At 69.6% G+C, this 26025-nt stretch carries 27 protein-coding genes and 1 pseudogene; 13 read left to right on the top strand and 15 right to left on the bottom strand.

Annotated elements, in window-relative coordinates:
- Positions 1 to 81 precede the first annotated feature (81 nt).
- Positions 82 to 882, top strand: coding sequence for an EI24 domain-containing protein (locus tag OG966_RS12940; RefSeq protein ID WP_326649732.1), 801 nt, complete (start codon positions 82 to 84; stop codon positions 880 to 882).
- Here OG966_RS12940 and OG966_RS12935 read toward each other — a convergent pair.
- Positions 879 to 1595 carry a carbon-nitrogen hydrolase family protein gene (locus tag OG966_RS12935; RefSeq protein ID WP_326649731.1) on the bottom strand — a complete coding sequence of 239 codons (717 nt, stop codon included), beginning with the start codon at positions 1593 to 1595 and terminating at the stop codon, positions 879 to 881. The genes OG966_RS12940 and OG966_RS12935 overlap by 4 nt on opposite strands.
- Positions 1596 to 1678: 83 nt before the next feature.
- Here OG966_RS12935 and OG966_RS12930 point away from each other — a divergent pair, with 83 nt between their 5' ends.
- A complete protein-coding gene (locus OG966_RS12930) occupies positions 1679 to 2287 on the top strand; it encodes a LysE family translocator (protein WP_326649730.1) in 609 nt (202 codons plus the stop codon).
- A 70-nt stretch (positions 2288 to 2357) separates the two neighbouring features.
- On the opposite strand, the gene OG966_RS12925 is transcribed toward OG966_RS12930, so the two are convergent.
- Positions 2358 to 3809, bottom strand: a complete 1452-nt coding sequence (locus tag OG966_RS12925) for a hydrolase (protein ID WP_326649729.1) — start codon at positions 3807 to 3809, stop codon at positions 2358 to 2360.
- A 410-nt stretch (positions 3810 to 4219) separates the two neighbouring features.
- A complete protein-coding gene (locus tag OG966_RS12920) occupies positions 4220 to 5485 on the bottom strand; it encodes a pyroglutamyl peptidase (RefSeq protein ID WP_326649728.1) in 1266 nt (421 codons plus the stop codon).
- Positions 5486 to 5921: 436 nt separating this feature from the next.
- Here OG966_RS12920 and OG966_RS12915 point away from each other — a divergent pair, with 436 nt between their 5' ends.
- Positions 5922 to 6200, top strand: a complete 279-nt coding sequence (locus OG966_RS12915; protein WP_326649727.1) for a hypothetical protein — start codon at positions 5922 to 5924, stop codon at positions 6198 to 6200.
- A 47-nt stretch (positions 6201 to 6247) separates the two neighbouring features.
- Here the strand turns inward: OG966_RS12915 and OG966_RS12910 are convergent, their stop codons facing one another.
- Positions 6248 to 7168, bottom strand: coding sequence for an SGNH/GDSL hydrolase family protein (locus OG966_RS12910; RefSeq protein ID WP_326649726.1), 921 nt, complete (start codon positions 7166 to 7168; stop codon positions 6248 to 6250).
- Between the two features lie 262 nt (positions 7169 to 7430).
- On the opposite strand from OG966_RS12910, the gene OG966_RS12905 reads away from it, so the two are divergent.
- The gene (locus OG966_RS12905; RefSeq protein WP_326649724.1) at positions 7431 to 7925 is read left to right on the top strand and encodes a DUF3145 domain-containing protein; all 495 of its coding nucleotides are present in this window, start codon (positions 7431 to 7433) and stop codon (positions 7923 to 7925) included.
- Positions 7926 to 8006: 81 nt separating this feature from the next.
- On the opposite strand, the gene fabF is transcribed toward OG966_RS12905, so the two are convergent.
- From fabF to OG966_RS12880, 5 genes are all read right to left on the bottom strand, one after another.
- Positions 8007 to 9269, bottom strand: a complete 1263-nt coding sequence (gene fabF / locus OG966_RS12900; protein WP_326649723.1) for a beta-ketoacyl-ACP synthase II — start codon at positions 9267 to 9269, stop codon at positions 8007 to 8009.
- Between the two features lie 78 nt (positions 9270 to 9347).
- The gene (locus OG966_RS12895) at positions 9348 to 9596 is read right to left on the bottom strand and encodes an acyl carrier protein (protein ID WP_078077492.1); all 249 of its coding nucleotides are present in this window, start codon (positions 9594 to 9596) and stop codon (positions 9348 to 9350) included.
- Between the two features lie 55 nt (positions 9597 to 9651).
- Positions 9652 to 10653 (bottom strand): ketoacyl-ACP synthase III, encoded by a 1002-nt coding sequence (locus OG966_RS12890; protein ID WP_326649722.1) that lies wholly within the window; start codon positions 10651 to 10653, stop codon positions 9652 to 9654.
- Between the two features lie 16 nt (positions 10654 to 10669).
- Positions 10670 to 11590 carry an ACP S-malonyltransferase gene (locus tag OG966_RS12885; RefSeq protein WP_326649721.1) on the bottom strand — a complete coding sequence of 307 codons (921 nt, stop codon included), beginning with the start codon at positions 11588 to 11590 and terminating at the stop codon, positions 10670 to 10672.
- Positions 11591 to 11679: 89 nt separating this feature from the next.
- Positions 11680 to 12864 carry a PucR family transcriptional regulator gene (locus tag OG966_RS12880; protein WP_326649720.1) on the bottom strand — a complete coding sequence of 395 codons (1185 nt, stop codon included), beginning with the start codon at positions 12862 to 12864 and terminating at the stop codon, positions 11680 to 11682.
- Positions 12865 to 12955: 91 nt separating this feature from the next.
- Between OG966_RS12880 and OG966_RS12875 the strand changes: the two genes are divergently transcribed.
- Entirely contained in the window at positions 12956 to 13636 is a 681-nt protein-coding gene (locus OG966_RS12875) for a pirin family protein (RefSeq protein ID WP_326649719.1), read from the top strand.
- A 28-nt stretch (positions 13637 to 13664) separates the two neighbouring features.
- On the opposite strand, the gene OG966_RS12870 is transcribed toward OG966_RS12875, so the two are convergent.
- Positions 13665 to 14483, bottom strand: a complete 819-nt coding sequence (locus OG966_RS12870; protein WP_326649718.1) for a serine hydrolase domain-containing protein — start codon at positions 14481 to 14483, stop codon at positions 13665 to 13667.
- 10 nt (positions 14484 to 14493) lie between these two features.
- A pseudogene (locus tag OG966_RS12865) lies at positions 14494 to 14992 on the bottom strand (GNAT family N-acetyltransferase).
- An 86-nt stretch (positions 14993 to 15078) separates the two neighbouring features.
- On the opposite strand from OG966_RS12865, the gene OG966_RS12860 reads away from it, so the two are divergent.
- Both OG966_RS12860 and OG966_RS12855 read left to right on the top strand, forming a co-directional pair.
- A complete protein-coding gene (locus tag OG966_RS12860; RefSeq protein ID WP_326649717.1) occupies positions 15079 to 15534 on the top strand; it encodes a MerR family transcriptional regulator in 456 nt (151 codons plus the stop codon).
- A 6-nt stretch (positions 15535 to 15540) separates the two neighbouring features.
- Positions 15541 to 16557 carry an aldo/keto reductase gene (locus OG966_RS12855; protein WP_326649716.1) on the top strand — a complete coding sequence of 339 codons (1017 nt, stop codon included), beginning with the start codon at positions 15541 to 15543 and terminating at the stop codon, positions 16555 to 16557.
- 172 nt (positions 16558 to 16729) lie between these two features.
- Here the strand turns inward: OG966_RS12855 and OG966_RS12850 are convergent, their stop codons facing one another.
- Together OG966_RS12850 and OG966_RS12845 are read right to left on the bottom strand one after the other, a co-directional pair.
- A complete protein-coding gene (locus tag OG966_RS12850; protein ID WP_326649715.1) occupies positions 16730 to 17599 on the bottom strand; it encodes a DUF4429 domain-containing protein in 870 nt (289 codons plus the stop codon).
- Positions 17600 to 17674: 75 nt separating this feature from the next.
- Positions 17675 to 18886 (bottom strand): alpha/beta hydrolase, encoded by a 1212-nt coding sequence (locus OG966_RS12845; protein ID WP_326649714.1) that lies wholly within the window; start codon positions 18884 to 18886, stop codon positions 17675 to 17677.
- 140 nt (positions 18887 to 19026) lie between these two features.
- Here OG966_RS12845 and OG966_RS12840 point away from each other — a divergent pair, with 140 nt between their 5' ends.
- The 3 genes from OG966_RS12840 to OG966_RS12830 are packed head-to-tail and all read left to right on the top strand — an operon-like array spanning position 19027 to position 20123.
- Positions 19027 to 19374: a hypothetical protein gene (locus tag OG966_RS12840; RefSeq protein WP_326655574.1), complete on the top strand. Its 348-nt coding sequence runs from the start codon at positions 19027 to 19029 to the stop codon at positions 19372 to 19374.
- A 26-nt stretch (positions 19375 to 19400) separates the two neighbouring features.
- Positions 19401 to 19766 carry a peptidase inhibitor family I36 protein gene (locus tag OG966_RS12835; RefSeq protein ID WP_326649713.1) on the top strand — a complete coding sequence of 122 codons (366 nt, stop codon included), beginning with the start codon at positions 19401 to 19403 and terminating at the stop codon, positions 19764 to 19766.
- Between the two features lie 48 nt (positions 19767 to 19814).
- Positions 19815 to 20123 (top strand): small hydrophobic protein, encoded by a 309-nt coding sequence (locus tag OG966_RS12830; protein ID WP_326649712.1) that lies wholly within the window; start codon positions 19815 to 19817, stop codon positions 20121 to 20123.
- Between the two features lie 98 nt (positions 20124 to 20221).
- On the opposite strand, the gene OG966_RS12825 is transcribed toward OG966_RS12830, so the two are convergent.
- Together OG966_RS12825 and aceE are read right to left on the bottom strand one after the other, a co-directional pair.
- Positions 20222 to 21028, bottom strand: coding sequence for a potassium channel family protein (locus OG966_RS12825; RefSeq protein ID WP_442806692.1), 807 nt, complete (start codon positions 21026 to 21028; stop codon positions 20222 to 20224).
- Between the two features lie 98 nt (positions 21029 to 21126).
- Positions 21127 to 23859, bottom strand: a complete 2733-nt coding sequence (gene aceE, locus OG966_RS12820; protein ID WP_326649709.1) for a pyruvate dehydrogenase (acetyl-transferring), homodimeric type — start codon at positions 23857 to 23859, stop codon at positions 21127 to 21129.
- Between the two features lie 457 nt (positions 23860 to 24316).
- Between aceE and OG966_RS12815 the strand changes: the two genes are divergently transcribed.
- The 3 genes from OG966_RS12815 (at position 24317) to OG966_RS12805 (ending at position 26010) form a co-directional block, all read left to right on the top strand.
- Positions 24317 to 24745, top strand: a complete 429-nt coding sequence (locus OG966_RS12815; RefSeq protein WP_326649708.1) for a DUF3052 domain-containing protein — start codon at positions 24317 to 24319, stop codon at positions 24743 to 24745.
- Positions 24746 to 24856: 111 nt separating this feature from the next.
- A complete protein-coding gene (locus OG966_RS12810; RefSeq protein WP_326649707.1) occupies positions 24857 to 25315 on the top strand; it encodes a peroxiredoxin in 459 nt (152 codons plus the stop codon).
- A gap of 119 nt (positions 25316 to 25434) precedes the next feature.
- Entirely contained in the window at positions 25435 to 26010 is a 576-nt protein-coding gene (locus OG966_RS12805) for a TerD family protein (RefSeq protein WP_326649706.1), read from the top strand.
- Positions 26011 to 26025: the final 15 nt, after the last annotated feature.

The following is a 26025-nucleotide window of genomic DNA, read 5'->3' as shown; positions in this document are numbered from 1 at the left end:
GCAGGTGGAGAACGGGACTCATGGGACCCTTCCGCCGTCCTCTCCGGAATGCAGAATCCGGCACCCCGATAAGGTGGGCGTATGCATGATCTTGGGGTGGGCTTCGGCTACTTGATGAAGGGCCAGCGCTGGGTCGGCGGGCACGGCCGGTGGTTCGGCTTCGGGCTGCTGCCCGGCCTGGTGACCCTGGTGCTGTACACGGCCGCGCTCGTCTCTCTCGGCTACGGCGCGGACGATCTGACCGCCTGGGCGACGCCGTTCGCCGACGACTGGACCTCTCCCTGGCAGGGCCTGTTCCGCGGCTTCCTCACCGCGCTGGTCTTCACCTTCGGGCTGTTCCTCGCGGTGATCACCTTCACCGCGGTGACGCTGCTGGTCGGCCAGCCCTTCTACGAGTCCCTCTCCGAGCAGGTCGACCGCAGCGAGGGCGGCGACGTCCCCGAGTCCGGGCTGCCGCTCTGGCGGGAGCTGTGGATCTCCGCGCGCGATTCGCTGCGGGTCGTTGCGCGGGTGGTGCTGTACGGCGTACTGCTCTTCGCGCTCGGCTTCATCCCGGTCGTCGGCCAGACCGTCGTCCCGGCGATCGGCTTCTGCGTTTCGGGCTTCTTCCTCGCGGAGGAGCTCACGGCGGTGGCGCTCCAGCGGCGCGGCGTCGAGCTCAAGGAGCGCCTGGCGCTGCTGCGGGGCCGACGGCTGCTCACACTCGGCTTCGGCGTGCCGCTGACCCTGGCCTTCCTCGTGCCGTTCGTGGCGGTGTTCCTGATGCCGGGCGCGGTGGCGGGCGCGACGCTGATGGTGCGGGACCTGGAGGCGCCGCCGGACGACGCCGCCGCACGGGCGTCGGCTCCGGCGTCGGCTCCGTACAGCTTCAGCAAGGACTAGATGGGCAGGTCCGCGAGCGCGAGACCGGGGTCCTCGGTGCCCGCGTCGGCGATGCGCCGTCCGTCCGGGCCCCAGACAGCGCTGCCGCCCCGGCACTCGCCTGCCTCGTTGTGCCCCAGGACGTTGGCGAGCACCACATACAGGCCGTTCTCCCGGGCCCGCACCGGATAGACCTGGTCGAACGAGTCGTTCTCGGTGTCCAGCACCGAACTCGCCAGATACGCCCGGCAGCCGTCGGCCTCCGCCCGCTCGGCGATGTCCGGGAAGCGGTTGTCGTAGCAGGTCGCCAGCGCGAACCGGACGCCGTCCAGGGTGAAGCGGCCGTCCTCGGTGCCCGCCGCGAAGATGTCGTTCTCGACCCCGTGCAGATGCAGCTTGTCGTAGCGCGTGAGCAGTTCGCCGCACGGCCCGATGACGAGCGAGGTGATGCCGGGCCGCCCGCTCTCCGTCCGCACCGGGCCACCCACGACGGCCGCGGCCGAGCCGGCCCGGCATGCCTCCCGTACCGGCTCGAGGCGCTCGTCGTCCTCGGCCGGCCAGAGCCCGGGATCCTTGCGGATCAGCCCCGGCTCGTATCCCGTCAGCGCGAGCTCGGGGAAGACGACGAGCCGGGCGCCCCGACCGGCCGCCGCACGGATCAGACCGCATATGGACCGGACATTCGCATCGATATCGCCAGGTACGGGAGTGAACTGCGCGGCCGCTGTCTTCATGCGTCCCATCATCGGCGTCTCACCATCCGGGAGGAAAGCCGGATTCGATTGATCGTGCGGTCGGTGCTGGCGAGCATCGGCGCATGACCGAACTGATCGCCGTCGCCGTCATCACCGTCCTCGCCGTCATCAGCCCGGGCGCAGACTTCGCGATGGTCGTCCGCAACAGCTGTCTCTACGGCCGTACGACGGGGCTGTTGGCCGCGGCCGGTGTCGCCGCGGGTGTGCTCGTCCACGTCACGTACACGATGCTCGGCGTCGGCCTGCTGATCGCTTCGTCGACCGCTCTGTTCACCGCGATCAAGCTGGTCGGCGCGGCGTACCTCGTCTATATCGGTGTCCGCACCTTCCTCGCCCGCGCCGACCTCGCCGTCGACCTGGTGTCGAAGCCCGAACTGACCCGGCTGGGCGCGCTGCGCACCGGATTCCTCACCAACGCGCTCAACCCGAAGACGACTCTCTTCGTGGTCTCCACGTTCACCCAGGTGGTGGGCCCCGGGACGCCGGTGTGGCAGCAGGCGGGCTACGGGCTGTTCATGTCCTTCGCCCATCTCGGCTGGTTCGGTCTCGTCGCGCTGTTCTTCTCCCACTCCCGGCTGCGCACGGGCATGCTGAGGTGGCAGAAGGTACTCAACCGTTCGATCGGTTCGGTGCTGGTCGGCCTGGGCGTCACGCTCGGATTCGCTCGCTGACCGCCGCGGCCATGTCGACCGCGGCGGCCGTGCGCCTCGAACAGCGCCTCCCGGTGGAAGCGCGCGCAGGTCAGCTCACATTGAGCGCCGTGTCATCGATGACGAACGACGTCTGCAGCTGAGAGCCTTCCGTGCCGGTGAACTTGAGGGTGACGGTCTGCCCGGCGTACGCGCCCAGATTGAAGCTGCGCTGGGCGTAGCCGCTCGCGGCATTGAGGTTGGAGTACGTCGCGAGCGTGGCCAGCACCGAGCCGCCGCTGTTCAGGACCTGGACCTTGAGAGTGTCGTAGGACGTGCTCGTGGTGGTCTCGGCCGTGTCGATGTGCAGATAGAAGCTGAACGTGGCGGCCGAGCAGCCGGACGGGACGGCCACCGACTGGGAGAGGGTGTCGGTGTGGGCGGAGCCGTAGCCGCTCAGCCAGGCCTTGTACGAGCCGGTACGGGCGGCCTCACCGCTGTCGGTGGTGATGACACCGCTGCTGGCCGACCAGGACGTACTGCCGGACTCGAAGCCGGGGTTGGCAATCAGCTGGGCGGCGGTGCAGGTGCCGCCTCCGCCACCACCACCGCCGGTGCCGCCGGAGAGCCACTCGGTGGCGTTGAGGGCGAGGGCGGCGTTGGTGCCCGCGGTGTCGTTCCAGCCGTCGTAGAGGGTGTTGCCGGACTGGCCGGTGCCGTCGTCGATGGGTGAACTGTCGCCCCAGACCGCGACCCGGCCGCTGCCGAAGGTGCTGGTGGCGAAGAAGGCGCCGGTGTTGCCGGAGTAGCCGGTCCGGTAGACCAGGCCCTTGACGGCGGGGTTGTCGGCCGGCTTGAGCGTGACGGTCGTACCGCTGCGGATGATGCTGCCGGTGACCTTGCCGAAGGAGCCGTTGAGCACCGGGTTGGTGGAGTCGGTGATGGCCCTCGGGTTGTCGGTGGAGACCGACAGTGTGTCGACGGAGAAGCCGAACGGATCGGTGCTGTCGACGCTGTTGTTGCTCATCAGGTCGTTGATGACCTCGACCGCGTCGTAGCCGTCGTTGTTGCGGTCGGCGCCGGTGTGGTCGGAGACCAGGAAGAGCCCGCCGCCGTTCTGCACGAACCTCATGACCGCGGTCTTCTCGGCGGCGCTGAGCAGGACGTTCGGCTCGGGCAGTACGAAGGTGTCGAAGTTCTGCAGGTCCAGCGCGGCGCTCGTGCCGTAGGTGATGGTGTTGCCCGAAGGCAGTGTCTTCAGCGAGTAGTCGCCGGTCTTCTGCAGCGCGACACCCCAGGCGGAGAGGGCGCCGGTCCAGTCGGTCTCGGCGGAGGGCGTCGCATCCTGCGCCAGCGGGTCGGGCTGACTGGTGCCGATGATCCAGTCGGCGTTGCCGGCGGTCTCGGCCTTGCTGTTGTCGAAGAGGATCCGGTGCGGGGTGGCGGCGGCCGCCGTGGGGGCGGTGGCAGCCTGGACAGCGGTTCCGGCGATCAGGGCGGCGAACACGGCCAGGGCGCTGGTGAATGCACGTCTGTATCTTCTGGGGTTTCTGGATCCGAGCATCCGGCGTACCTCCATGAGGGGTGGGGGAGAGGCGGTGCGGGCGCTGATTCTGCGCGCGTAGAACAGCGCCCGGCGGACAGCTGGGCAACGCGCGCTTGAACGGTACATGGCGGGATTGGGGCTCGACAACGATCGTGCGGCCGGTGAGCTGGTCGGCGGCCCCATCTCAACGACGGCCGCGGACCACGCCGTTGGCGCTGCCGCCCCGGTCGGCCGGCCCTGCCGTGGCGTGGCGCGAAGCCGCCGCCCGTGGGGACGGCTCCCGTCGGAGGGAGTCCGCAGGCGCCGGTGCCGGGCTGCCCGGCGGCGCATCGCCTACGCGGCGGCGGGCACCGCGCTCGGATCCGGGGCCCGCCTCGCCGGTGCATCGAGGGCGGTGCGAGGCTGCCGCCCTCGACGCACCGGACCCGTCAGCCCGTCGTCTCCGCCGTCACGCGGATGATCGACCGGACCTGCGCAATGATGTCCAGTCTGTTCTGCACGAACTCCGGGTCCGTGATCTCCGTCGTGTTGCCCGACCCGAACTGCAGCACCGGCGTGTGCACATGACCGCCCGGGATGGTGAGCCCCAGCCGGTCCCGCAGCAGCGTCGCCCGGTACGCGATCTCGTTCGAGAGATAGTTGCCGCCGCCACCGGCGCGCGCCGTCGAGCCCGGCGTCGGGCCGTCGGGGCGTACGACCGGTGCCGTCCCGCCCGCCGGTATCTCCGTCACCGACGTATTGTCGAACACCGGGAAGTGCCCGGTGCCGGCCGCCACGATCGCCGCGTGCGGAAGCGTGGTCGTCGTCCACTGCGGCTGCGACACCGGGTCGCCGACCGGCACCGTCTCCAGGCGCGAGAGGTTCTCGTTGTCCAGGGACCCGCCCCGCCACGCGCCGTTGGTCCGCTCGATGTCGAAGCGGCCCACCCTGCCCTGGCTCACGGTGGTGAACAGATCCGCCTTCGGGAGTTGCGGGCGCAGCGTCCGTTCGACCGTGCCGTCCGCGAAGTCCTGCCAGCGGACCGGGAAGACGGCCGTCTCGATCCGGGCGAATCCCTCGCCCGTCCGTATCCACGTCCCGTCCAGCGCCAGCGCGGTCGCGCCGGACGGATTGCTGATCCGGATGTCGCGGTCCAGCGTGAACGGGTCGAAGCCCGTCATCACGATGCGCTTGAAGCCCTTGCCCGCCGGGAGGTTCATCGAGTCCTGGCCGCGCGAGGAGCGTTCCAGACGGTCCAGCAGCTTCGCCCGCTGTGCGTCCGGGAGTCCGAACTCCGGCTGCCACTGCCGCAGTTCACGCGTCATCCCCAGCCGCGCCCAGTACAGCGGGCGGTCGTCGTCGCGGCTCAGATCGCCGCGCGCGGGGCCGCGTCCCTGCGCCCGGTCCACTGCGCGGTCCCACAGCCGTGATCCCTGCCGTACCACGGCCCGCTCCGCCTGCCGGTACGACCTCACATCCGCCAGCGCACGGGTGAACTCCGGTGCCACGGCGTCGAATCCGCTGCGCCGCAGGATCTCCTGGGGTACGGCCGAGTCGAGCCGTGCTTCCTCGACGGTGGCCGGCTGCGCGGGAGCCGGCTGTGCCGGAGCCGGCCGCGCGGGAGCGGGCCGGGCGGAGGCGAGCGGTGAGCCGGCGAGGGTGAGGGTGACGAAGGCGACGCCAACGACGTGCAGGCGGACGCGTATTCGGGACACGGGAATCCTTCCGTCGGGTGGCGGAAGTATCGCCTTCCGGCCGTGACCGTGGCTAGCGCGTCACTTCGGCCACAGCAGCCTCAGCAAGTCCCCGAACACCTCAGGCATGTCGACCCCGTCCGGCCCGAGCGGCCACGGGTACCGCAGCCCGTCCATCACCGCGGGCCGGCAGTCCGCGAAGTCCTTGCCGGGTGGTCCTCGGTCACGCTTCCGCCTCTCTGCCGACGGCGAGATCCGGTGGGGCGCCGTCCAGGGGGCGGTGAACCACGCCGACCGTTCGAGGCGTTCTGCGGAGCACCGCGCTAACGCTGCCGCGTCCTCGTTACCGAGGGTGAGGAGGTCGAGGTCCTCACCCGCGCGTCAACAAGGTGATCGCGTCAACAAGGTGATCGCGTCAACAAGGTGATCGCGTCAACAAGGTGATCGCGTCAACAAGGTGTCGGACACGCCACCCTCCGCCGTCCTGTTCTGCCCGGACCACCTCGGCCCGCAGTGCGACGCCGACCAGCTGATCGCCGAGGCCGTCCAGGCCGCCCGTGCCGCCCGTGCCGCCGGCACCGCGGTGGTCGTGGTCGCGAACACCCGCCGCGTCGGAGTGCGTCGACCGCAAGGACCTGAGCCGCCCGGCCGCCAGGACGATCTCGTACGGGCCGTGGCCGCCGCCAATCCGGAAACGACATCGCGCCGGTCCGCTTCCCAGCCGTGCCCCCGCTGAGCCGCCACGCCGGACGGATGGCCGGCGAAGCGGCCCGTGCCCCAGGTTCAGGGCCGCGGCGGTTTCGCGGCGGTGACATTGCGGTACGCGATCTCCGCGAGCCGCTCCTGTCCGTTCCTGCTGGGGTGGAACCAGTCCCAGCGGCTCAACTGCTCGCCGCTGAACCGGTAGTCGAAGACCGCCCCGCCGTCGTAGCGGCAGCGCAGATCCTTCGCGCAGACCTGCTTCAGTACCTCGTTGTACGCCACGACCCGCTCATGCACCATCGCCCGCCGCTGCTGGGCCTTCGGGCTCACGTCGTCCGAGTCGCCGAGCATCGAGGAGCAGATTCCCAGCTTCCAGATCTGCCGGCCCAGCGGGTTGCCGCGCCCGGTCGACCACAGCCGCTTCAGGTCCGGCACGCTCGACACGTACACCTGCGTCTTGGGTGCCGTACGCCGTAACCGTGCCATCGACGCCTTGAACGACGCCCGGAACTCGTCCACCGACGTCATCTTCTCCGCCGAGTCCCGGCAGGCGTCATTGGCGCCGACCATCACCGTCACCAGCTCGGGTTTCTTCGCCGCCGCCTGCGCCATCTGCTCGGGCAGGTCACCGGCGTCGGCCCCGGAGCGCGCGAAGTTCCAGCTCCGCTGCGCGACCGCCGCGGGCTCGCCGATCAGCCGCAGCGCCAGGCTGCGTACCTTGGCGTCCGTGCCGGTCGCCCAGGACACCTCCGGGCAGTCCGAGAAGACCACACAGGCGTCGAAACCACGGGTGATGGAGTCACCGACGGCGGCAATCGAATCGGGGCTGCGGTCCCAGACCGGGGTGGGGCTGGGGGACGGCCGCCGTTTGGCGGGCGCGCCGTTTCCTCTGGCATCCGACGAGGAGTCACATCCGGCCAGCGCGCCGGTCGTCAGGAGTGCGGCTGCCGTCAGGACTGCCGCGGCGCCGCGCGAGCGGCGTGTCCGGCTGGTCTTCCGCATCCCCGGTTTCCCTCCGTATCACCGGGCCCCTGACGTCTTGTCGGGTGAAAGCTTGGTGCGTACGGGCCCCTGGACCGACACTACGTCACCCCTTGGCCACCTACTCACGGTAGCTTTTTCCCCGTCGACCCAGAGGCATCGTGCCCGTCGGCTCCGGTAAATTACATCACGTCACATACTGTCCCTTTTGTGGAGTTTGACTGCCGATGCTGTTTACTGAGGCCGCTGGGAAGGCGATTCTCGTCCCACACTGGAGGTCCCGGTGACGACACGCGGCGTTCTGTACGTTCACTCCGCACCGCGCGCGCTGTGCCCGCACGTCGAATGGGCGGTCGCGGGTGTTCTTGGTGCGCGGGTCCAGCTCGACTGGATCCGGCAGCCCGCATCGCCCGGCACCTGGAGATCCGAGTTCTCCTGGCGTGCCGAGGTGGGCACAGCCTCCAAACTCGCCTCCGCGCTGCGCGGCTGGCAGATGGTGCGCTTCGAAGTGACCGCTGAGCCATGCTCCACGGCCGAGGGCGAGCGCTACAGCGCCACGCCCGACCTCGGCATCTTTCACGCCGTCACCGGGATACACGGCGACATCCTGATCCCCGAGGACCGGCTGCGCGCCGCGCTGGCCCGCTCGGCGCAGGGCGAGACGGAACTCGAGGCGGAGATCGCCAAGCTGCTCGGCAAGCCGTGGGACGACGAGCTGGAGCCGTTCAGATACGCGGGCGAGGGCGCGCCGGTCCGCTGGCTGCACCAGGTCGTCTGACGGGCGTACGGGAAAGGGCCCCCACCACGCGGTGGGGGCCCTTTCCCGTACGCACCAGGAGTGCGGAGACGGTACGCGGACTCAGACGGTGCGGAAGGCCAGGACCACGTTGTGGCCGCCGAAGCCGAACGAGTTGTTGATCGCGGCGATCGTGCCCTCGGGAAGCTTGCGGGGCTCGCCACGCACGATGTCCGCGTCCACCGCCTCGTCGAGGTCGTCGATGTTGATGGTCGGCGGAGCCGTGCGGTGGTACAGCGCGAGGACAGTGGCGACGGTCTCGATGCCGCCCGCGCCACCCAGCAGATGGCCGGTCATCGACTTCGTGGCGGAGACCGCGACATGGTCGAGCTCGTCGCCCAGCACCTTGCGCAGGGCCTTGATCTCGGCGATGTCTCCCTGCGGCGTCGACGTGGCATGCGCGTTGAGGTGCGCGACCTCGGACGGCTTGAGGTCCGTGGCGTCCAGCAGGTTCTGCATCGCGGTGGCGATGCCGCGGCCGGTCGGCTCGGGCTGGGCGATGTGGTGGCTGTCCGCGGACAGACCCTGGCCCAGCACCTCGCAGTAGACCTTCGCGCCGCGCTTCGCGGCGTGCTCGGCCGACTCCAGGATGACGACACCCGCGCCCTCGCCGAGGACAAAGCCGTCACGGCCCTTGTCGTAGGGGCGAGAAGCCTTCTCGGGCTCGTCGTTGTGCTTGGACATCGCCATCATGTTGGCGAACGCCGCGATGGGCAGCGGGTGGATTGCCGCCTCCGTGCCGCCGGCGACGACCACATCGGCGCGGCCGGTACGGATCATCTCGACGGCGTAGCCGATCGCCTCGGCGCCCGACGCACAGGCGGAGACCGGGGTGTGCACGCCCGCCTGGGCGTTCACCTCCAGGCCGACGTTGGCGGAGGGGCCGTTCGGCATGAGCATGGGGACGGTGTGCGGGGAGACGCGGCGTACGCCCTTCTCCTTGAGCACGTCGTACTGGTCGAGCAGAGTCGTTACGCCACCGATGCCGGAGGCGATGACCGTACCCAGCCGCTCGGGCTGGACTTTGTCGTCCTCACCGGCCGGAGCCGTGTAGCCGGCGTCGGCCCAGGCCTCGCGGGCCGCGATCAGCGCGAACTGCGCCGAGCGGTCGAGCTTCCGGGCCAGCGGGCGCGGCAGAACCTCGCCCGGGTCGACCGCGGCGAGCGCGGCGATACGGACCGGGAGGTCGGCGAAGCGTTCGCCCTCGAGGGCTTTGATACCGGAACGCCCGGCAAGCAGACCTTCCCAGGTCGATGCGCTGTCGCCACCCAACGGTGTGGTTGCGCCGATACCGGTGACGACCACGGTGCGATTGGTCGAGCTCACAGGAATTCTTTCTCCACGTGTAGGGGGTGCTGAATTGTCACGGCGCCACCGCCGGGTGGCGACAAACGCGATTCAGGCTCAGGCCTGGTGCTTGGCGATGTAGTCCGCGGCGTCGCCGACGGTCTTCAGGTTCTTGACGTCGTCGTCCGGGATCTTGACGTCGAAGCGCTCTTCGGCTGCGACGACGACCTCGACCATGGACAGCGAGTCGACGTCCAGGTCGTCGGTGAAGGACTTGTCCAGCTGGACGTCCTCGACCGGGATACCGGCGATCTCGTTCACGATCTCCGCGAGACCGGTGACGATCTCTTCCTGAGTGGCGGCCATGTGGCGCTCCTTCGGTTTGTTTCAGAGGGTGTGGCGTCCGGAAGATCCGGTGTGCCTAGGGGAGGGTAACGACCGTCGCGGCGTAGACGAGACCCGCCCCGAAGCCGATGACGAGCGCGGTGTCACCGCTCTTCGCCGCCCCGGTCGCCAGGAGCCGCTCCATGGCGAGCGGGATCGAGGCGGCCGAGGTGTTGCCGGTGGTCTCCACGTCACGGGCGACCGTGACGTGCTCCGGCAGCTTCAGAGTCTTCACCATCGAGTCGATGATCCGCATATTCGCCTGGTGCGGAATGAAGACGTCCAGGTCGTCGGCGCTGATCCCGGCCGCGTCCAGGGCCTGTTGCGCGACCTTCGCCATCTCGAAGACGGCCCAGCGGAAGACCGCCTGGCCCTCCTGCGTGATGGCCGGGAACTTCTCGACGGTGCCGTTGCGGTAGTCGTCCCACGGCACGGTCTGCTTGATGGTCTCGGACTTGTCGCCCTCGGAGCCCCAGACGGTCGGGCCGATCTTCGGCTCCTTGGACGGGCCGACGACGACCGCGCCCGCACCGTCGCCGAACAGGAAGGCCGTCGCACGGTCCTCCAGGTCGGTGAGGTCGCTGAGCCGCTCGACGCCGATGACAAGTACATATTCCGCCGAGCCCTCGACGATCATGCCCTTGGCCAGGGTCAGGCCGTAGCCGAAGCCGGCGCAGCCCGCGGAGATGTCGAACGCGGCCGGCTTGATCGCGCCGATCTTGTCCGCGATCTCGGTGGCGACGGCAGGGGTCTGCTTGAAGTGCGAGACGGTGGAGACGATCACGCCGCCGATCTGCTGCGGGGTGATTCCGGCGTCGGCGATCGCCTTGCCGGAGGCCTCGACGGACATCGCGGCCACGGTCTCCTCGGGGGAGGCCCAGTGGCGGGTGGCGATGCCCGAGCGCGAGCGGATCCACTCGTCGGAGGAGTCGATCGTCTCGAGGATCACCTCGTTGGGCACGACCCGGGTCGGGCGGTAACCGCCGACACCCATGATCCGTGCGTACGGGGCGCCCTTGCTGGGCTTGATCTTCGACATGCTCTACGGCTCCTTGTCAGGCAGAGTGCTCGGTGAGCAGCGTGCGGGCCGCGTCGAGGTCGTCGGGGGTCTTCAGCGCGAGCGTCTTCGCACCCGGCAGCGCGCGCTTGGCGAGGCCGGTGAGCGTGCCGCCGGGACAGACCTCGATCAGGGCCGTGACGCCCCGCTCCTTGAAGGTCTCCATGCACAGGTCCCAGCGGACCGGGTTGGCGACCTGGCCGACCAGCCGGGCGATGACGTCGTCGCCGCCGGAGACCGTCTGCCCGTCCCTGTTCGAGACGTACGGGACGGCCGGGTCGGCGACCGTGAGGCCGGCCGCGGCCTCCTGGAGGGTCGCGACCGCGGGAGCCATGTGGTGAGTGTGGAACGCACCGGCCACCTTCAGCGCGATGACACGGGCCTTCTCCGGCTTGTCCTCGGCCAGCGCGGCGAGCTGCTCGGCGGTGCCGGCGGCGACGATCTGGCCGGCGCCGTTCACATTCGCCGGGGTCAGGCCGAGCTTCTCGAGGTGGGCGACGACCTGCTCGTGGTCGCCGCCGAGGACGGCCGACATACCGGTCTCGGTGACCGCGGCGGCCTCGGCCATCGCCAGGCCTCGCGTGCGTACGAAACGGAGCGCGGCGGCGTCCTCAAGGACACCGGCGAACACAGCGGCGGTGATCTCACCGACGCTGTGACCCGCGACGGCACCGGGCCTTTGGGCCGCCCCGTCGAACAGCGCGGCGGCCGACAGCAGGCCGGCGGCGACGAGCAGCGGCTGTGCCACGGCGGTGTCGCGGATTTCGTCCGCGTCGGCCTTCGTGCCGTAGTGGGCAAGGTCGAGCTCAATGGCGTCGGACCAGGCCGCGATGCGGTCGGCAGCGCCGGGGAGGTCGAGCCAGGGAGTCAGGAAGCCGGGCGTCTGAGCGCCTTGGCCGGGAGCGACGAGTACGAGCACCCTCACACTCTCTCTTGCGGACGGCCTCAACCGCCCGTGGGGACAGGGACGAAGAACCGTCAGGGGAATTGTTGGTGTTCGACAAAAGTCTAGGACTGCGAATCCCCGTCGGCCAGACGCCCCAGGATCAGCGCGATTCGCAGAGTGAACGCGGAGCGCACATCGGAGGGTGACCATCCGGTGACGTCGGTCACACGTCGCAGCCGGTAGCGCACGGTGTTGGGGTGGACGAAGAGCATCCGCGCCGCCCCCTCCAGACTGCTTGCCTGTTCCAGATAGACGCTCAGAGTTTCCAGTAGCGCCGAGCCCGCTTCTTCCAACGGTCTGTAGATCTCCTCCACCAACTGCTCGCGCGCGGCAGGGTCTGAGGCGATCGCTCGCTCCGGCAGCAGATCGTCCGCGAGAACGGGGCGCGGTGCGTCCTGCCAGGCGGAGCCCGCCTTGAGCCCGGCGGCCGCGGCCTGCGCGGACCTGGTCGCGGCGAGCAGGTCGGGGACGACGGGCCCAGCGACGACGGGTCCGGCCGCATACGGTCCGATCAGCGCCTTGGCGACGTGCAGCGGATTGTCGCTGCCGCCCGCGATGACGACGAGCCGGTCGCCGAGGACTCCGGTCAGGACCTGGAGCTTGGCGTGCCGGGCAGCGCGGCGGATCGCCTCGACGGTGAGCTCACTGTCCCCGTCGGGTGCGGTGCCGAGGATGACGCAGACATGTTCGGGTGAGTTCCAGCCGAGCGCGGCGGCGCGGGAGACCGCGCCCTCGTCGGCCTCGCCGGACAGTACGGCGTTCACCACGAGGGATTCCAGGCGGGCGTCCCAGGCGCCGCGGGCCTCGGCGGCCTGCGCGTACACCTGGGCGGTCGCGAAGGCGATCTCGCGTGCGTAGACGAGCAGCGCCTCGCGCAGGACCGACTCGTCGCCGGGGGCGGCGACCTCCTCGATCGCCGCCTCCATGACCTCGATGGTGGTGCGCACCATCTCGACGGTCTGGCGCAGCGTGATGGCCCGGGTCAGCTCGCGCGGAGCCGTACCGAAGACATCGGTCGAGATCGCCTGCGGGGTCTCCGGATGCCGGAACCACTCGGTGAACGCGGCGATGCCGGCCTGGGCGACCAGACCGATCCAGGAACGGTTCTCCGGCGGCATCGCCCGGTACCAGGACAGCGTCTCGTCCATACGCGCGATGGCGTTCGCGGCGAGTCGGCCGGAGGACTGCTCCAGACGGCGAAGAGTCGCGGAATGCGGGTGGGCGGGGTTCGCTGCAGGTTCGGGCACGGGGACAAGAGTGCCTTATCGGGACGGGTGCGCGGAGTGGCGGGGCTCCGGACCGTCCAACCGGGCGGTGCCGCGGGGCTACGGTGGACCCGTGATTGACGTACGGCGCTCCGCCGACCGCTTCCGCGGCGGCGATCCCGCCTCGGGCATCGAGTCCCTGCACGCTTTCTCCTTCGGGCGCTTCTACGACCCGGACAACATCCGCTTCGGCGCGATACTCGCCTGCAACGAGGAGCGGCTCGAGCCAGGCGCGGGCTTCGACGAGCATCCCCACAGCCACACCGAGATCGTCACCTGGGTCGTCGATGGCGAGCTCACGCACCGCGACTCGGCGGGCCACGCGAGCGTGGTGCGGCCCGGTGACGTCCAGCGGCTCAGCTCGGCGGGCGGCGTGCGGCATGTGGAGCGCAACGACGGGGACGCGCCGCTGGTCTTCGTGCAGCTGTGGCTCGCGCCGCTGTCGCCGGGTGGCGAGCCGTCGTACGAGATCGTGCACGGCATCGCGGACTCGACTCCCTACGCGCTCCCGCAGGCGGGCGCGATGCTGCACGTACGCCGCCTCACCGCGGGCGAGCGCACGGCGGTGCCGGACGCGGCCGCGGTGTACGTCCATGTGGTGCGGGGCGCAGTCCGGCTGGGGGGCGAGGAGTTGGGCCCGGGTGACGCGGCGCGAATCAGGGACGCGGAGGGCCTGGTGCTGGCTGCGGTGGGGACCGCCGAGGTCCTGCTCTGGGAGCTGAACGAGGCGAATTCAAGCCCCGAGAGAGTTTGAGGCGCGGGTGCCGGGGGTGGAGCCCGGTTCACCCTCGGCGCAGCTCGGCCAGCACCGCGTCCGTGAACGGCGGCCACGCCTCGACGGCCCACGGCCCGAAGGCCCGGTCCGTGAGCGCCACGCACGCCGCGCGCGCGTCCGGGTCGATCCACAGGAACGTGCCGGACTGGCCGAAGTGGCCGAAGGTGCGCGGCGAGGACGAACTGCCGGTCCAGTGCGGTGACTTGCCGTCCCGGATCTCGAAGCCGAGACCCCAGTCGTTGGGCTTCTGATGGCCGTAGCCGGGCAGGATGCCGGACAGACCGGGATGGACGACCGTCATCGCCTCCAGGACCGTGCGGGCGTCCAGCAGCCGCGGGGCCTGCACCTCCGCGGCGAACTTCACCAGGTCCTCGGCCGTCGAGACGCCGTCCCTGGCCGGAGAGCCGTCCAGCGTGGTCGCCGTCATACCCAGCGGCTCCAGCACCGCCTGGCTCAGATACTCCGCGAACGGGAGCTCCGTCGCCTTGGCGATATGGTCGCCGAGCACCTCGAAGCCCGCGTTCGAGTAGAGCCTGCGGGTGCCGGGCGGGGCCGTCACACGGTGCTCGTCGAAGGCGAGTCCCGAGGTGTGGGCGAGCAGATGACGGACCGTGGAGCCTTCGGGACCGGCCGGCTCATCGAGCTCGATCGCCCCCTCCTCGTAGGCCACGAGCACCGCGTACGCCGCGAGCGGCTTGGTGACGGAGGCCAGCGGGAAACGGTGCGAGAGGGGGCCGTACGAACCGGCGACGGTTCCGTCCGCTCGTACGACGGCGGCCGCCGCGGTGGGTACCGGCCAGTTCTCGATCATCGCCAGACTCTGCATGCGTACGAGCCTAAAGGGTGAGGCGCATCGCAGGATCAGGGGTGCGGACGAAGCCGAGCGAGGCGTACAGCGGCTCGCCGTCGGAGGAGGCACGCAGGTCGATCCTGGACACGCCGCGCTCGCGGAACCAGCCGAGCAGCGCCTCCATGCAGGCGCGGGAGTAGCCGCGGCGCCGCAGATCCGGGTCGGTCGCGACACTGCTGTGCTTTCCCGGGGGACACCCCCGGACCCCCGTCATAGCCGCTCGTGCCATGCGGATTGCCGGGTCCGCCGAGTCGGTACTCGATGGTGCCGACCGCGCAGGCCGCGAGGCCTCCGGGGCGCTCGACGACGAAGACGGTCAGATCGGCGTCGGAGTCGGAGTCGGCGAGCTTCTTGCGGAGGGTTTCGACGGCGGCGGGCTGCCGGCTGACGTCGGGACTGGGACCGTGATGCGAGTCCTGCATGACCTTGCGGAGGCGAACCAGCTCTTCGGCGTCTGCGGGTGTGGCACGGCGTGCGAGGCTCATGCGCAGGAGGCTAATCGGCACTGCGCGGAAACTGCCATCAGATTCTGCTTGCTTCGAGTGCACTCGAAGGTTCTAGCGTTGAGGGCATGACGGTGATCGAGAGCACGTCTGCAAGGACGGAAATCTGCGTATCCGCTCCCCGTGCGCATCCCCGCCCCGACGGGCAGGACCGCTACACGATCAGCGAGGTCGTCGCCTTCACCGGGCTCACCGCACACACCCTGCGCTGGTACGAGCGGATCGGGCTGATGTCGAACGTCGACCGGTCGCACACCGGACAGCGGCGCTTCACCAACCGTGACCTGGACTGGCTCGCCTTCGTCGGCAAGCTGCGGCTGACCGGGATGCCGGTCGCGGACATGGTCCGCTACGCCGAACTGGTGCGCGAGGGCGAGCACACGTTCGAGGCACGGCAGGAGCTGCTGGAGCGGACGCGGCGCGATGTGCGGTCGCGCATCGCGGAGCTCCAGGACACGCTCGCCGTCCTGGACTACAAGATCGAGTTTTACGCGGGCGCCCACCGGGCGCCGGAGAGGGTCTGAACCCTGATGAGCAACAGCAAGATCGCACAGGTGCGGCTCGGGACCGACGGACCGCTGGTCGGTGTGCAGGGCCTGGGCTGCATGGGTATGAGCGAGTTCTACGGAGACACCGACGAGGCGGCGGCCAAGGACACCCTGGAGGCGGCGCTCGAGGCGGGCGTCACACTCTTCGACACCGCGGACGTGTACGGGCGGGGCGCCAACGAGGAGTTCCTCGCACCGTTCTTCGGCGCGCACCGCGACGGGATAACCCTGGCCACCAAGTTCTCCATCGAGCGGACGGACGACCCGCACTACCGGGGCATCCGCAATGACCGGGCGTACATCCGGCAGGCCGTCGAAGAGAGCCTCAAGCGGCTGAAGACCGATGTCATCGATCTGTACTACATGCACCGCCGCGATCCGGCCGTGCCGTTCGCCGAGTCCGTCGGCGCGATGGCCGAGCTGGTCGAGGAGGGCAAGGTCAAGCACCTGGGGCTGAGCGAGGTCACGGGCGCGGAGCTGCGCGAGGCGCACGCCGTGCACCCGATCGCGGCCCTGCAGTCGGAGTGGTCGCTGTTCAGCCGGGACGTGGAGCGCAGCGCGGTGGGCGCGGCGGCGGAGCTGGGTGTCGCCTTCGTGCCGTACTCGCCGCTCGGCCGCGGCTTTCTGACCGGGGCGTTCGCGGACGCCGGCAAGGACCTGTCGGAGGGCGACTTCCGTAAGTTCCAGCCACGCTTCACCGGCGACAACGCCAAGGCCAACGCGGCGCTCCTGGAGCCGGTCCACAAGATCGCGGCGGCGCACGGCGCGACGGCCGCCCAGGTCGCTCTCGCCTGGGTGCAGCAGCGGGCCGAGGTGCACTCGCTCGCCGTGGTTCCGATCCCGGGCACCCGCAAGCGCAGCCGGCTGCTGGAGAACCTCGGCGCGACCCGGCTGACGCTGACCGCCGAGGAGCTGGCGTTGCTCGAGCCGATCGCCGGACTGGTGGCGGGAGACCGCTACCCGGACATGTCCTCGACGTCGGCGGCGCGCGAGGTCTGAGCCGGTCCGGAGCGCGAAGACGCGAAGCCCGCCGTGAGCAGTCCTGCCACTGCCCGGCGGGTGTTCGTCTCCCTTCGGCCACGTAGATCCGAAGGCGCGCGAACCGTCCCGCGGACGGTCTCCCGCACCGGCAGCCGCCGCCAGGTGACCACCCGCTACGAGACGCGGGCGCTCACAGCCGCGCGAGCAGCTCCGCCTTCTTCGTGCTGAACTCCTCGTCCGTCACCAGCCCCGCCTGGTGCAGCTCCCCGAGGTGCCGTATCCGCTCCGCGATGTCGGCCGGGTCGCGCCGGCCGGCCCGCAGCGCCATCGCCGGTGCCGAGTCGCTGTTCTGTACGGATTCGAGCACCGCGGCCGCGAACGGCAGCGACTCGTGCACCGGCCCGTACCTGATCCCGAAGAGCACCGCGGCCGGGTCCTGGTCCACCTGCGAGTGCCCAGCTCCCTCGTCGCAGGGCTCCTCGCCGTGCCGCAGCAGCCGCAGGTACCCGTCGAACGCCTCCGGCGAGCGCCATTCGACCCCGCTCAGCTCCGTCACCGGAAAACTCTGGTCGCCCGCCCGCCACTTGGCGGACGACGCGCCCGTCCGCGACCAGCGGAAGGAGACCTGCGAGCCGTCGAAGGAGGCCTTGCCGTCGTACGCCTTGAAGTGCAGCGGGGCCTCGGGCGCGGCCACGGCGTACCGTTCGGTGGGCCGGTCCGCGTCGGTCGGCAGCAGCGCGCGCAGCTCGTCGGCGTAGTACTCGGCGAGCGTCTCGCGCTCCGCGGGCAGCACCAGGCGGTACGGGTCGCAGCCTTCCTTCAACTGCCCCGCCGCGGCCTCCATCAGCGGATCCGCTCCGTGTCTGGGCACGGCGTGCAGCACCACCGTGCCCCGCTTGCCCGGCGCGAGGGTCACCGACGCCAACGCCTCGTGGGGGATACGGCGTTCGCGAAGCGTCTGGAACAGCTTCGGCGTACGGCCCCCCCGTTCGAAGCGGATGAGCACGGAGTCGGTCTCGAACTCCCAAGTGGCTTGAATTCCGGCCAGAACGTCACCCATACGCCTCATCGTATGCGGCGTGCGCCCGCGCGTCGCCCCTCGGCGCTCACCCCGATCCACGGAGTTCTACGCGCGTCAGGCCGCTTCCTCGCCGTAAATACCGCTGCGGCAGGTGTCGTTGTCGCTCGCACAGGTCACGCTGTGGAAGGAACCGACGCCTATCTCGGCGAAGTTGCTGACGCTCTCGGTTCCCGGCTCGAAATAGCCTGCGTGTCCGATCGCGCCGGCCGCCGACATCACCCGCGCCCCGAACGCCGGCGTCACCGGGTCCTCGCCGTGGCCCAGCCCGCCGACCTCCATATGCGGTACGCCCCGGATCCAGTCGTCGCTGTCCCGCATGGCCCACACCCGGGCCCGTGAGCGGAGACCGGCCACATTCTCGGCCCGCATTCCCGGGCTGCCGGCGACCGCTATGTCGCCCACCCGCTCGGGCAGCCGGCCGGCGGCGACACCGCACACCACGGAGCCGTAGCTGTGGCAGAACAGCGCGACCTTGGCGTTGCCGGGCAGCGCGGAGGTGAGCGCGGTCAGCCGCACCGCGCCGTTCTCGGCGAGCCGGCCGATGGCCGAGTCCATGCCGACACCGACGGGCGCGGTGTAGTCGGCCCAGGCAATGACGGCGGTACGGGTCCGGGGCGAGGCGGCCCGCTCGGCGGCGTACAGCGACTGGGCCATGCCGACGGGCGCGGAGTACTTGCGAGTGGACCGCTGGAAGGTGAGCAGGTTGGTGTCGACACCGGGGACGATCACGGAGACACGCTGGGCGCGGTCGAGGTCGCCGAGGACCTCGGCGACCTTGCCGGGGCCCGATGGATCGAAGGCGAGGATCTGCCGGTCCGCGCTCATGAGTGCCTCGAAGCGGTTCATCCGGCGGATCGCGTCGTGGTGGCCGTCCGCCGTGAGGTTCGGGTCGCTCACCCGCTTGCTTTCCAGCTGGAACGAACGCGCGAGGGCTTTGCGGTTGGCGCGGTAGCGCAGGGTGACCGGGGCGCCGTTGAGATTGCCGATCACGAGTGGGTACCGGTCGGTGAGCTCGGTCCGCTGCAGGGGACCGAGCGAGGCGAAGAAGGCGGCCAGCCGCTGCGGAGGCGTGTCGGTGCCGGGCAGCTCACGCGCACCGATCCGGGCCTTTGCCCATCCGGCCAGTTCGGCCTGGAGGGCATCACGGGGGCCGCTCTGATGCCGTACGGCGGTCCAGCCGCTCGTCGCCAGCATCATGAACACGACCGCGAGGGCGAGCAGAGTGCGCCATGCGGTCAAGGTGGGGGAGGAGTCGAAGGAAGTCACTGCGGGACACCCTAGGAGACGCGCGAGGGGCCCCGCGAAGACCGTGAGGCAGATCACGTGTTCCGCGCGGAAAGAGGGGAAGGACGTCACATTCCGTGCGCCTGGGGCGTACGCTCCGGTGCGCTCCGCGGTCCGCTTTTATGTTCTCCTTACGCCAGTTCTCGGCGAGCGCGGCCCGAGGCGGTCCGGACCCGGCCGGCGTCCTGGCGCTCGTACCCGGCGTACTGATCCTCGAGGACCAGCGCGCAGAGAAGGCCCGACATGTCGACCTGTCGACCGACACCGGCAGCCTTCCGATGCCGGTCCGGTTCGCCCTGCTCGGCCTCGGTCTCGCGCCGGTCCTGGTCGGTGCGGCCGAAGCCGGGGTCAACAGGGCGCGTACGACAGCCCCGCAGGGCCCACCCGGCGGAGCTGTCGCCTATCCGGGTGATGTGCTCCGGCCCCTCTTCCCCCGAGCGCCGAGCGCAGGTCAGGGTGCGGTCAAGTGATCCGTACGACACGGGGGTTGACCGATATGCGTAAAATCTTCACGGCCGGAATCCTGGCCGCAGCAGTACTGGCGCCGCAGACGACAGCGGCCACCGCCGCGGCGCCGCGCCTCGGGGAGTGCGCGGCCGGCCAGTTCTGCCTCTGGGAGAAGGCGAACTTCAAGGGCGCACGCCAGGTCCATGAGCTCTCCGGCACCGATATCGAGAGCTGTGTCCCGCTGCCGCCCGGCACCACCGCGGAGGCGCTGGCCAACCGCACCGGACGGCCCGTCACCACGTACCAGTCGGCCGAGTGCGAGGAGACGGGCGAGTTCGAGACCTACCCGGGCGGCGGCACCTGGGCGCCCCAATCCCCGTACCAGATCAGAGCCTTCAAGGTCTGGGAGCGCTGAACGGGGGTACCCGCTGTGCGGGCCCCGATTCGACAACCCCAGGGAGTGATGATGGCGGGCTTCGGACACACCACGCGCAAGCACCCTCGCTCACGCGGCCGGACGTGGTCGCGGAGCGGGCCGGACCGCGCGGTACTCGGAATCATCGGGCTGATCTGCGCGATCGCGGGATTCTTCGTGCTGGGGATCATCCTCGGTCCGATCGCGATCGTCTGCGGCTGGCTCGGCATGGGACGTCGCTGGAACGGCGCACAGCCGGTCCCGGCACTGGTCGGCGTCGTGCTCGGTGCCATTGACACCGTGCTGGCGATCGTCTGGCTGACGGGAGTGTCAGCCATGGGCAACGGCCTGTTCTGACGGCCTCTCAGGCGGCCCCTCGGGGCTGCCGGCAGCCCCGGCCCCGGGACACACCTGCACCCGGCCGATCGGGGAAACCGGGCCGTCGGCCCGACCGGTCAGATCGCCGCCTTGTCGGGCGTGGCAGCAACACCGTCCCGAACCGGCACCACGCCGGGAACGGACGCCGCCGCCGCGCCCGACAGTCGTCCGACCTCGACCCGCAGCTGCCTGACCTCCTGGGTCAGCGCTTCGAGGAGCGCCGTCTGCCGGCGCTCCTCCGCGTCGTCCCGCTCGAAGCGGGAGATGAACCACGCCGCGATATTGGCGGTGACGACACCGAGCAGCGCGATCCCCGCGAGCATCAGCCCGACCGCGAGCACCCGCCCCAGACCCGTCGTCGGCGCGTGATCGCCGTACCCGACCGTCGTCATCGTCGTGAACGACCACCACACGGCGTCGCCCAGCGTCTTGATGTTTCCGTTGGGCGCGTCCCGCTCCACATGGAGCACGGCGAGCGAGCCGAACATCATCAGCCCCACCACCGCGCCACCGACATATGTCGTCAGCGTGATCTGCGGCGCCATCCTGGCCCGCCGGCCCACCAGCAGCAGCGTGGAGACGACCCGCAGCAGCCGCAGCGGCTGCACCAGCGGCAGCAGCACCGCGATCAGATCCAGCGGATGGCTGCGTACGAAAAGCAATTTGCCGGGCGCCAGCGTCAGGCGTACGAGGTAGTCGACGGCGAAGGAGCCCCACACCACCCACTCGATGACCATGCAGACCGTGTGCACCCAGCTCTTCGCGTCGGGCGTCACGATCGGTATGGCATAGGCGACGGCGAACGCCAGGGCGAGCGCCAGCAGGGGTGTCTGCATGCGCTGTTCCCACCGGACCTGCGCTGTTCGCTGTTTCATGCCAGGCATCGTAGGGCTGTGCTTTTCCGGGGGACGGCCCCCGGGCCTCCGATGCGAAAGGGCGGCGGAGCCTCATGGGTTCCGCCGCCCTTCACCGAACCATCCGCTTACGCGTCGCCGCCGGCCGGGCCGGGGTCCGCCGCCGCCACATCCAGCAGTTGGTAACGGTCCACCGCCTGCTTCAGCACCGAGCGGTCGACCTTGCCGTCCCGCGCGAGCTCGGTGAGCACCGCGAGCACGATCGACTGCGCGTCGATGTGGAAGAAGCGACGGGCCGCACCACGCGTGTCGGCGAAGCCGAAGCCGTCCGCCCCCAGCGACTGGTACGTGCCGGGCACCCAGCGCGAGATCTGGTCAGGGACCGAGCGCATCCAGTCCGAGACCGCCACGAACGGGCCCTCGGAGCCCTGCAGCTTCTGCGTGACGTACGGGACGCGCTGCTCCTCCTCCGGGTGGAGCAGATTGTGCCGCTCCGCGTCGACGGCCTCACGGCGCAGCTCGTTCCAGGACGTCGCGGACCAGACGTCGGCCCTGACGTTCCACTCCTCGGCGAGGATCCGCTGAGCCTCGACCGCCCACGGCACGGCCACACCGGACGCCATGATCTGCGCGGGGATCGCACCGGCCTCGCCCGCCTTGAAGCGGTGGATGCCCTTGAGAATGCCGTCGATGTCGACATCAGCGGGCTCCGCCGGGTGCTGGATCGGCTCGTTGTAGACGGTGAGGTAGTAGAAGACGTCCTCGCTGTCCGGGCCGTACATCCGGCGCAGGCCGTCCTTGACGATATGCGCGATCTCGTAGCCGAAGGCCGGGTCGTACGCGACACAGCCCGGGTTGGTCGAGGCGAGCAGCTGTGAGTGGCCGTCCGCGTGCTGCAGACCCTCACCGGTCAGAGTCGTACGTCCCGCGGTCGCGCCCAGTACAAAGCCGCGCGCCAGCTGGTCGGCCATCTGCCAGAACTGGTCGCCGGTCCGCTGGAAACCGAACATCGAGTAGAAGACATAGACCGGGATCAGGGGCTCGCCGTGCGTGGCGTACGCCGAACCGGCGGCGATCAGCGATGCCGTGCAGCCGGCCTCGGAGATGCCGTCGTGCAGCATCTGGCCGGTCGGCGACTCCTTGTAGGCGAGCAGCAGCTCGCGGTCCACCGCTTCGTACTGCTGGCCCAGCGGGTTGTAGATCTTGGCGCTCGGGAAGAACGCGTCCATGCCGAAGGTGCGGTACTCGTCGGGTGCGATCAGCACGAATCGCTTGCCGATCTCCTTGTCCCGCATCAGGTCCTTCAGGATGCGGACGAACGCCATGGTCGTGGCGATCGACTGCTGGCCCGACCCCTTCCTGGCGGTGGCGTAGGTCTTGTCCTCCGGCAGGTCCAGCGGCTTCGCGCGCACCACACGGGTCGGCACATAGCCGCCGCACGCCTTGCGGTGGTCGTGCATGTACTGGATCTCTTCGGAGTTCCGGCCCGGGTGGTAGTACGGCGGCGCGCCGCTCTCCAGCTGCTGGTCCGTGATCGGGATGTGCAGCCGGTCGCGGAAGCGCTTGAGGTCGTCGACCGTCAGCTTCTTCATCTGGTGGGTCGCGTTGCGGCCCTCGAAGTTCGGACCGAGAGTCCAGCCCTTGATCGTCTGCGCGAGGATCACCGTCGGCTGGCCCTTGTGCGCCTTGGCCGCCGTGTAGGCCGCGTAGACCTTCTTGTGGTCGTGACCGCCGCGTCCCAGGTGCAGGATCTGCTCGTCGGTCATGCCCTCGACCATCTTGCGCAGCCGCTGGTCGCTGCCGAAGAAGTGCTCACGGATGTACGCGCCGGTCTCGGTGGCGTACGTCTGGAACTGGCCGTCCGGCGTGGTGTTCAGCTTGTTCACCAGGATGCCGTCGCGGTCCTGCGCGAGCAGCGGGTCCCAGGAGCGGTCCCAGACCAGCTTGATGACGTTCCAGCCGGCGCCGCGGAACTGGGACTCCAGCTCCTGGATGATCTTGCCGTTGCCGCGTACCGGGCCGTCGAGGCGCTGCAGGTTGCAGTTGACGACGAAGGTCAGGTTGTCCAGGCTCTCGCGGGCCGCGATGGACAGCTGGCCGAGCGACTCGGGCTCGTCCATCTCGCCGTCGCCGAGGAACGCCCACACGTGCGACTTGGAGGTGTCCGCGATGCCGCGCGCCTCCATGTAGCGGTTCATCCGCGCCTGGTAGATCGCACCGAGCGGGCCGAGGCCCATCGACACGGTCGGGAACTCCCAGAAGTCCGGCATCAGCCGCGGGTGCGGGTAGCTGGACAGCCCGTTCGGGAACTTGGACTTCTCCTGGCGGAAGGCGTCCAGCTGGTTCTCGTCGAGCCGGTCCAGCAGGAAGGCGCGGGCGTAGATGCCGGGCGACGCGTGGCCCTGGAAGAAGATCTGGTCGCCGCCGTCGCCCCCGTCCTTGCCACGGAAGAAGTGGTTGAAGCCGACGTCGTAGAGGGACGCGGAGGAGGCGAAGGTGGCGATGTGCCCGCCGACGCCGATGCCCGGGCGCTGCGCGCGCGAGACCATCACCGCGGCGTTCCAGCGGGTCGCGTTGAGGACCTTGCGCTCGATCTCCTCGTTGCCGGGGAAGAACGGCTCGTCCTTGGTGGCGATGGTGTTGACGTAGTCCGTGCTGCGCATCTCGGGCACGGCCACGCGCCTCTCGCGGGCACGCTCGATCAGGCGGAGCATCAGGTAGCGGGCGCGCTCCCGGCCCCGCTCGTCGACGGCGGCGTCGAGGGAGTCCAGCCACTCCTGGGTCTCTTCAGGATCGAAGTCCGGAACCTGACTGGGAAGGCCGCCAATGATGATCGGATTGCGATCGGATCCGGAAGCCACGCTATTCCTTCGCTGTTCGGGGGCACTGCCTCTACGGGACGTACGGGATGTCTGCGCGGTGTCGCACCGCCTCCATCGTGTACCGCGAGGAGGCAAACGTCATCTCTACCGAGGGGTAACCCGTGTTCTCGGAGACATCCGGCCCGAACCCCGGTTCCGGGTTCGGGCAAATCGCAACCTTACGCCCAGGGCGTCAATGCGTTTGGTCCGGCTGTTCGGCTCCGATTGACTCACCGAAGCGAGGAAAAGACGTAAAGGTGGTCGAATGGTGTGGCAGGAACAATGACAGGGGTCCGAGCGTGCCTGGAGTTGCGTCGAGACGGCCGCAAACGTCACCGTTTCGGCGGTCTGGACGGCCGGGTACTTGCGCGATCGGTCCCGCCCGTGTGGACTACGGCCAACGCCACGCGCACGCGCGGGGCTGCAGCATTTTCCAAACATGATCAGGAGGCAAGCCGTGAGCGCGACCGCGGACCACGCGGAGGAGCGGACCAACCCGGCCGTCAGGCTGGGGTTCGAGCCCGGACAGGTGGTCCAGGAGATCGGCTACGACGATGACGTCGAGCAGGAACTCCGTGAGGGCATCGAGGCTGTAATCGGCCAGGAACTCGTCGACGAGGACTACGAGGACGTCGCAGACGTCGTCGTGCTCTGGTTCCGTGACGACGACGGCGACCTTACGGACGCGCTGGTGGACGCCATCGGCCTGCTCGACGAGGGCGGCGACATCTGGTTGCTTACGCCGAAGACCGGCAGGGACGGTTACATCGAGCCGAGCGACATCAACGAAGCCGCGCAGACCTCCGGTCTCTCCCAGACCAAGAGCATCAATGCGGGCAAGGACTGGTCGGGCACCCGACTGAGCGCACCCAAGTCCAAGCGCTGAGCGCCGAGCGCCCGAAGGCCCCCGTCGACGTAGGTCGGCGGGGGCCTCTGCGTAGGGTGGACACCACCCGAACGGACCACCAGGCTCCGCCCAGCGAAGGGAAGCACCGTCATGGCGATCGAGGTCGGCACCGAGGCCCCGGATTTCGAGCTGAAGGACAACCACGGCAAGGCCGTGCGTCTCGCCGACTTCCGCGGCGAGAAGAACGTGGTGCTCCTCTTCTATCCCTTCGCCTTCACCGGTGTGTGCACGGGCGAGCTCTGCGCGCTCCGTGACGAACTGCCCTCGTTCGTCAACGACGACACCCAGCTGCTCGCGGTCTCCAACGACTCGATCCACACGCTGCGCGTCTTCGCCGAGCAGGAGGGCCTCGAGTACCCGCTGCTCTCGGACTTCTGGCCGCACGGCGAGACCTCGCGCGCCTACGGCGTCTTCGACGAGGAGAAGGGGTGCGCCGTGCGCGGAACCTTCATCATCGACAAGGAGGGCGTGGTCCGCTGGACCGTTGTGAACGGTCTGCCGGATGCCCGCGACCTGACCGAGTACATCAAGGCGCTGGACACTCTCTGATTCATCGGGCGCCCCGCGCCAAAGGGTGTTTTGCGCGGGAACCGGTCACTAGGATCCATTCGTTGATCCGATACCAACGCACTACGGGGCCCTGGCCCTGAAAACCAATGGAGGGACTCGTGGGAGTCAGCCTCAGCAAGGGCGGCAACGTCTCGCTGACCAAGGCCGCGCCCAACCTGACCGCGGTCACCGTGGGCCTGGGCTGGGATGTCCGGACCACCACCGGCACCGACTTCGACCTCGACGCCAGCGCCCTGCTGACCAACGCCGAGGGCAAGGTCGCCACCGACGGCAACTTCGTCTTCTTCAACAACCTCAAGAGCACCGACGGCTCCGTCGAGCACACCGGTGACAACCTCACGGGCGAGGGCGAGGGCGACGACGAGCAGATCAAGGTCAACCTCGCTTCGGTCCCGGCCGACGTCGAGAAGATCGTGTTCCCGGTCTCGATCTATGAGGCCGAGGCTCGCCAGCAGTCCTTCGGTCAGGTGCGCAACGCGTTCATCCGCGTCGTCAACCAAGCCGACAACAACGAACTGGCCCGCTACGACCTGAGCGAGGACGCCTCGACCGAGACCGCGATGGTCTTCGGCGAGCTCTACCGCAACGGCCCGGAGTGGAAGTTCCGTGCCATCGGCCAGGGGTACGCCTCCGGCCTGCGCGGTATCGCGCAGGACTTCGGTGTGAACGTCTGAGCCAGCAGTACCTCC

This window comes from Streptomyces sp. NBC_01750 (genome assembly GCF_035918095.1).
Classification (GTDB): Bacteria; Actinomycetota; Actinomycetes; order Streptomycetales; family Streptomycetaceae; genus Streptomyces.
This window is presented reverse-complemented; position numbering and strand designations above follow the sequence as displayed.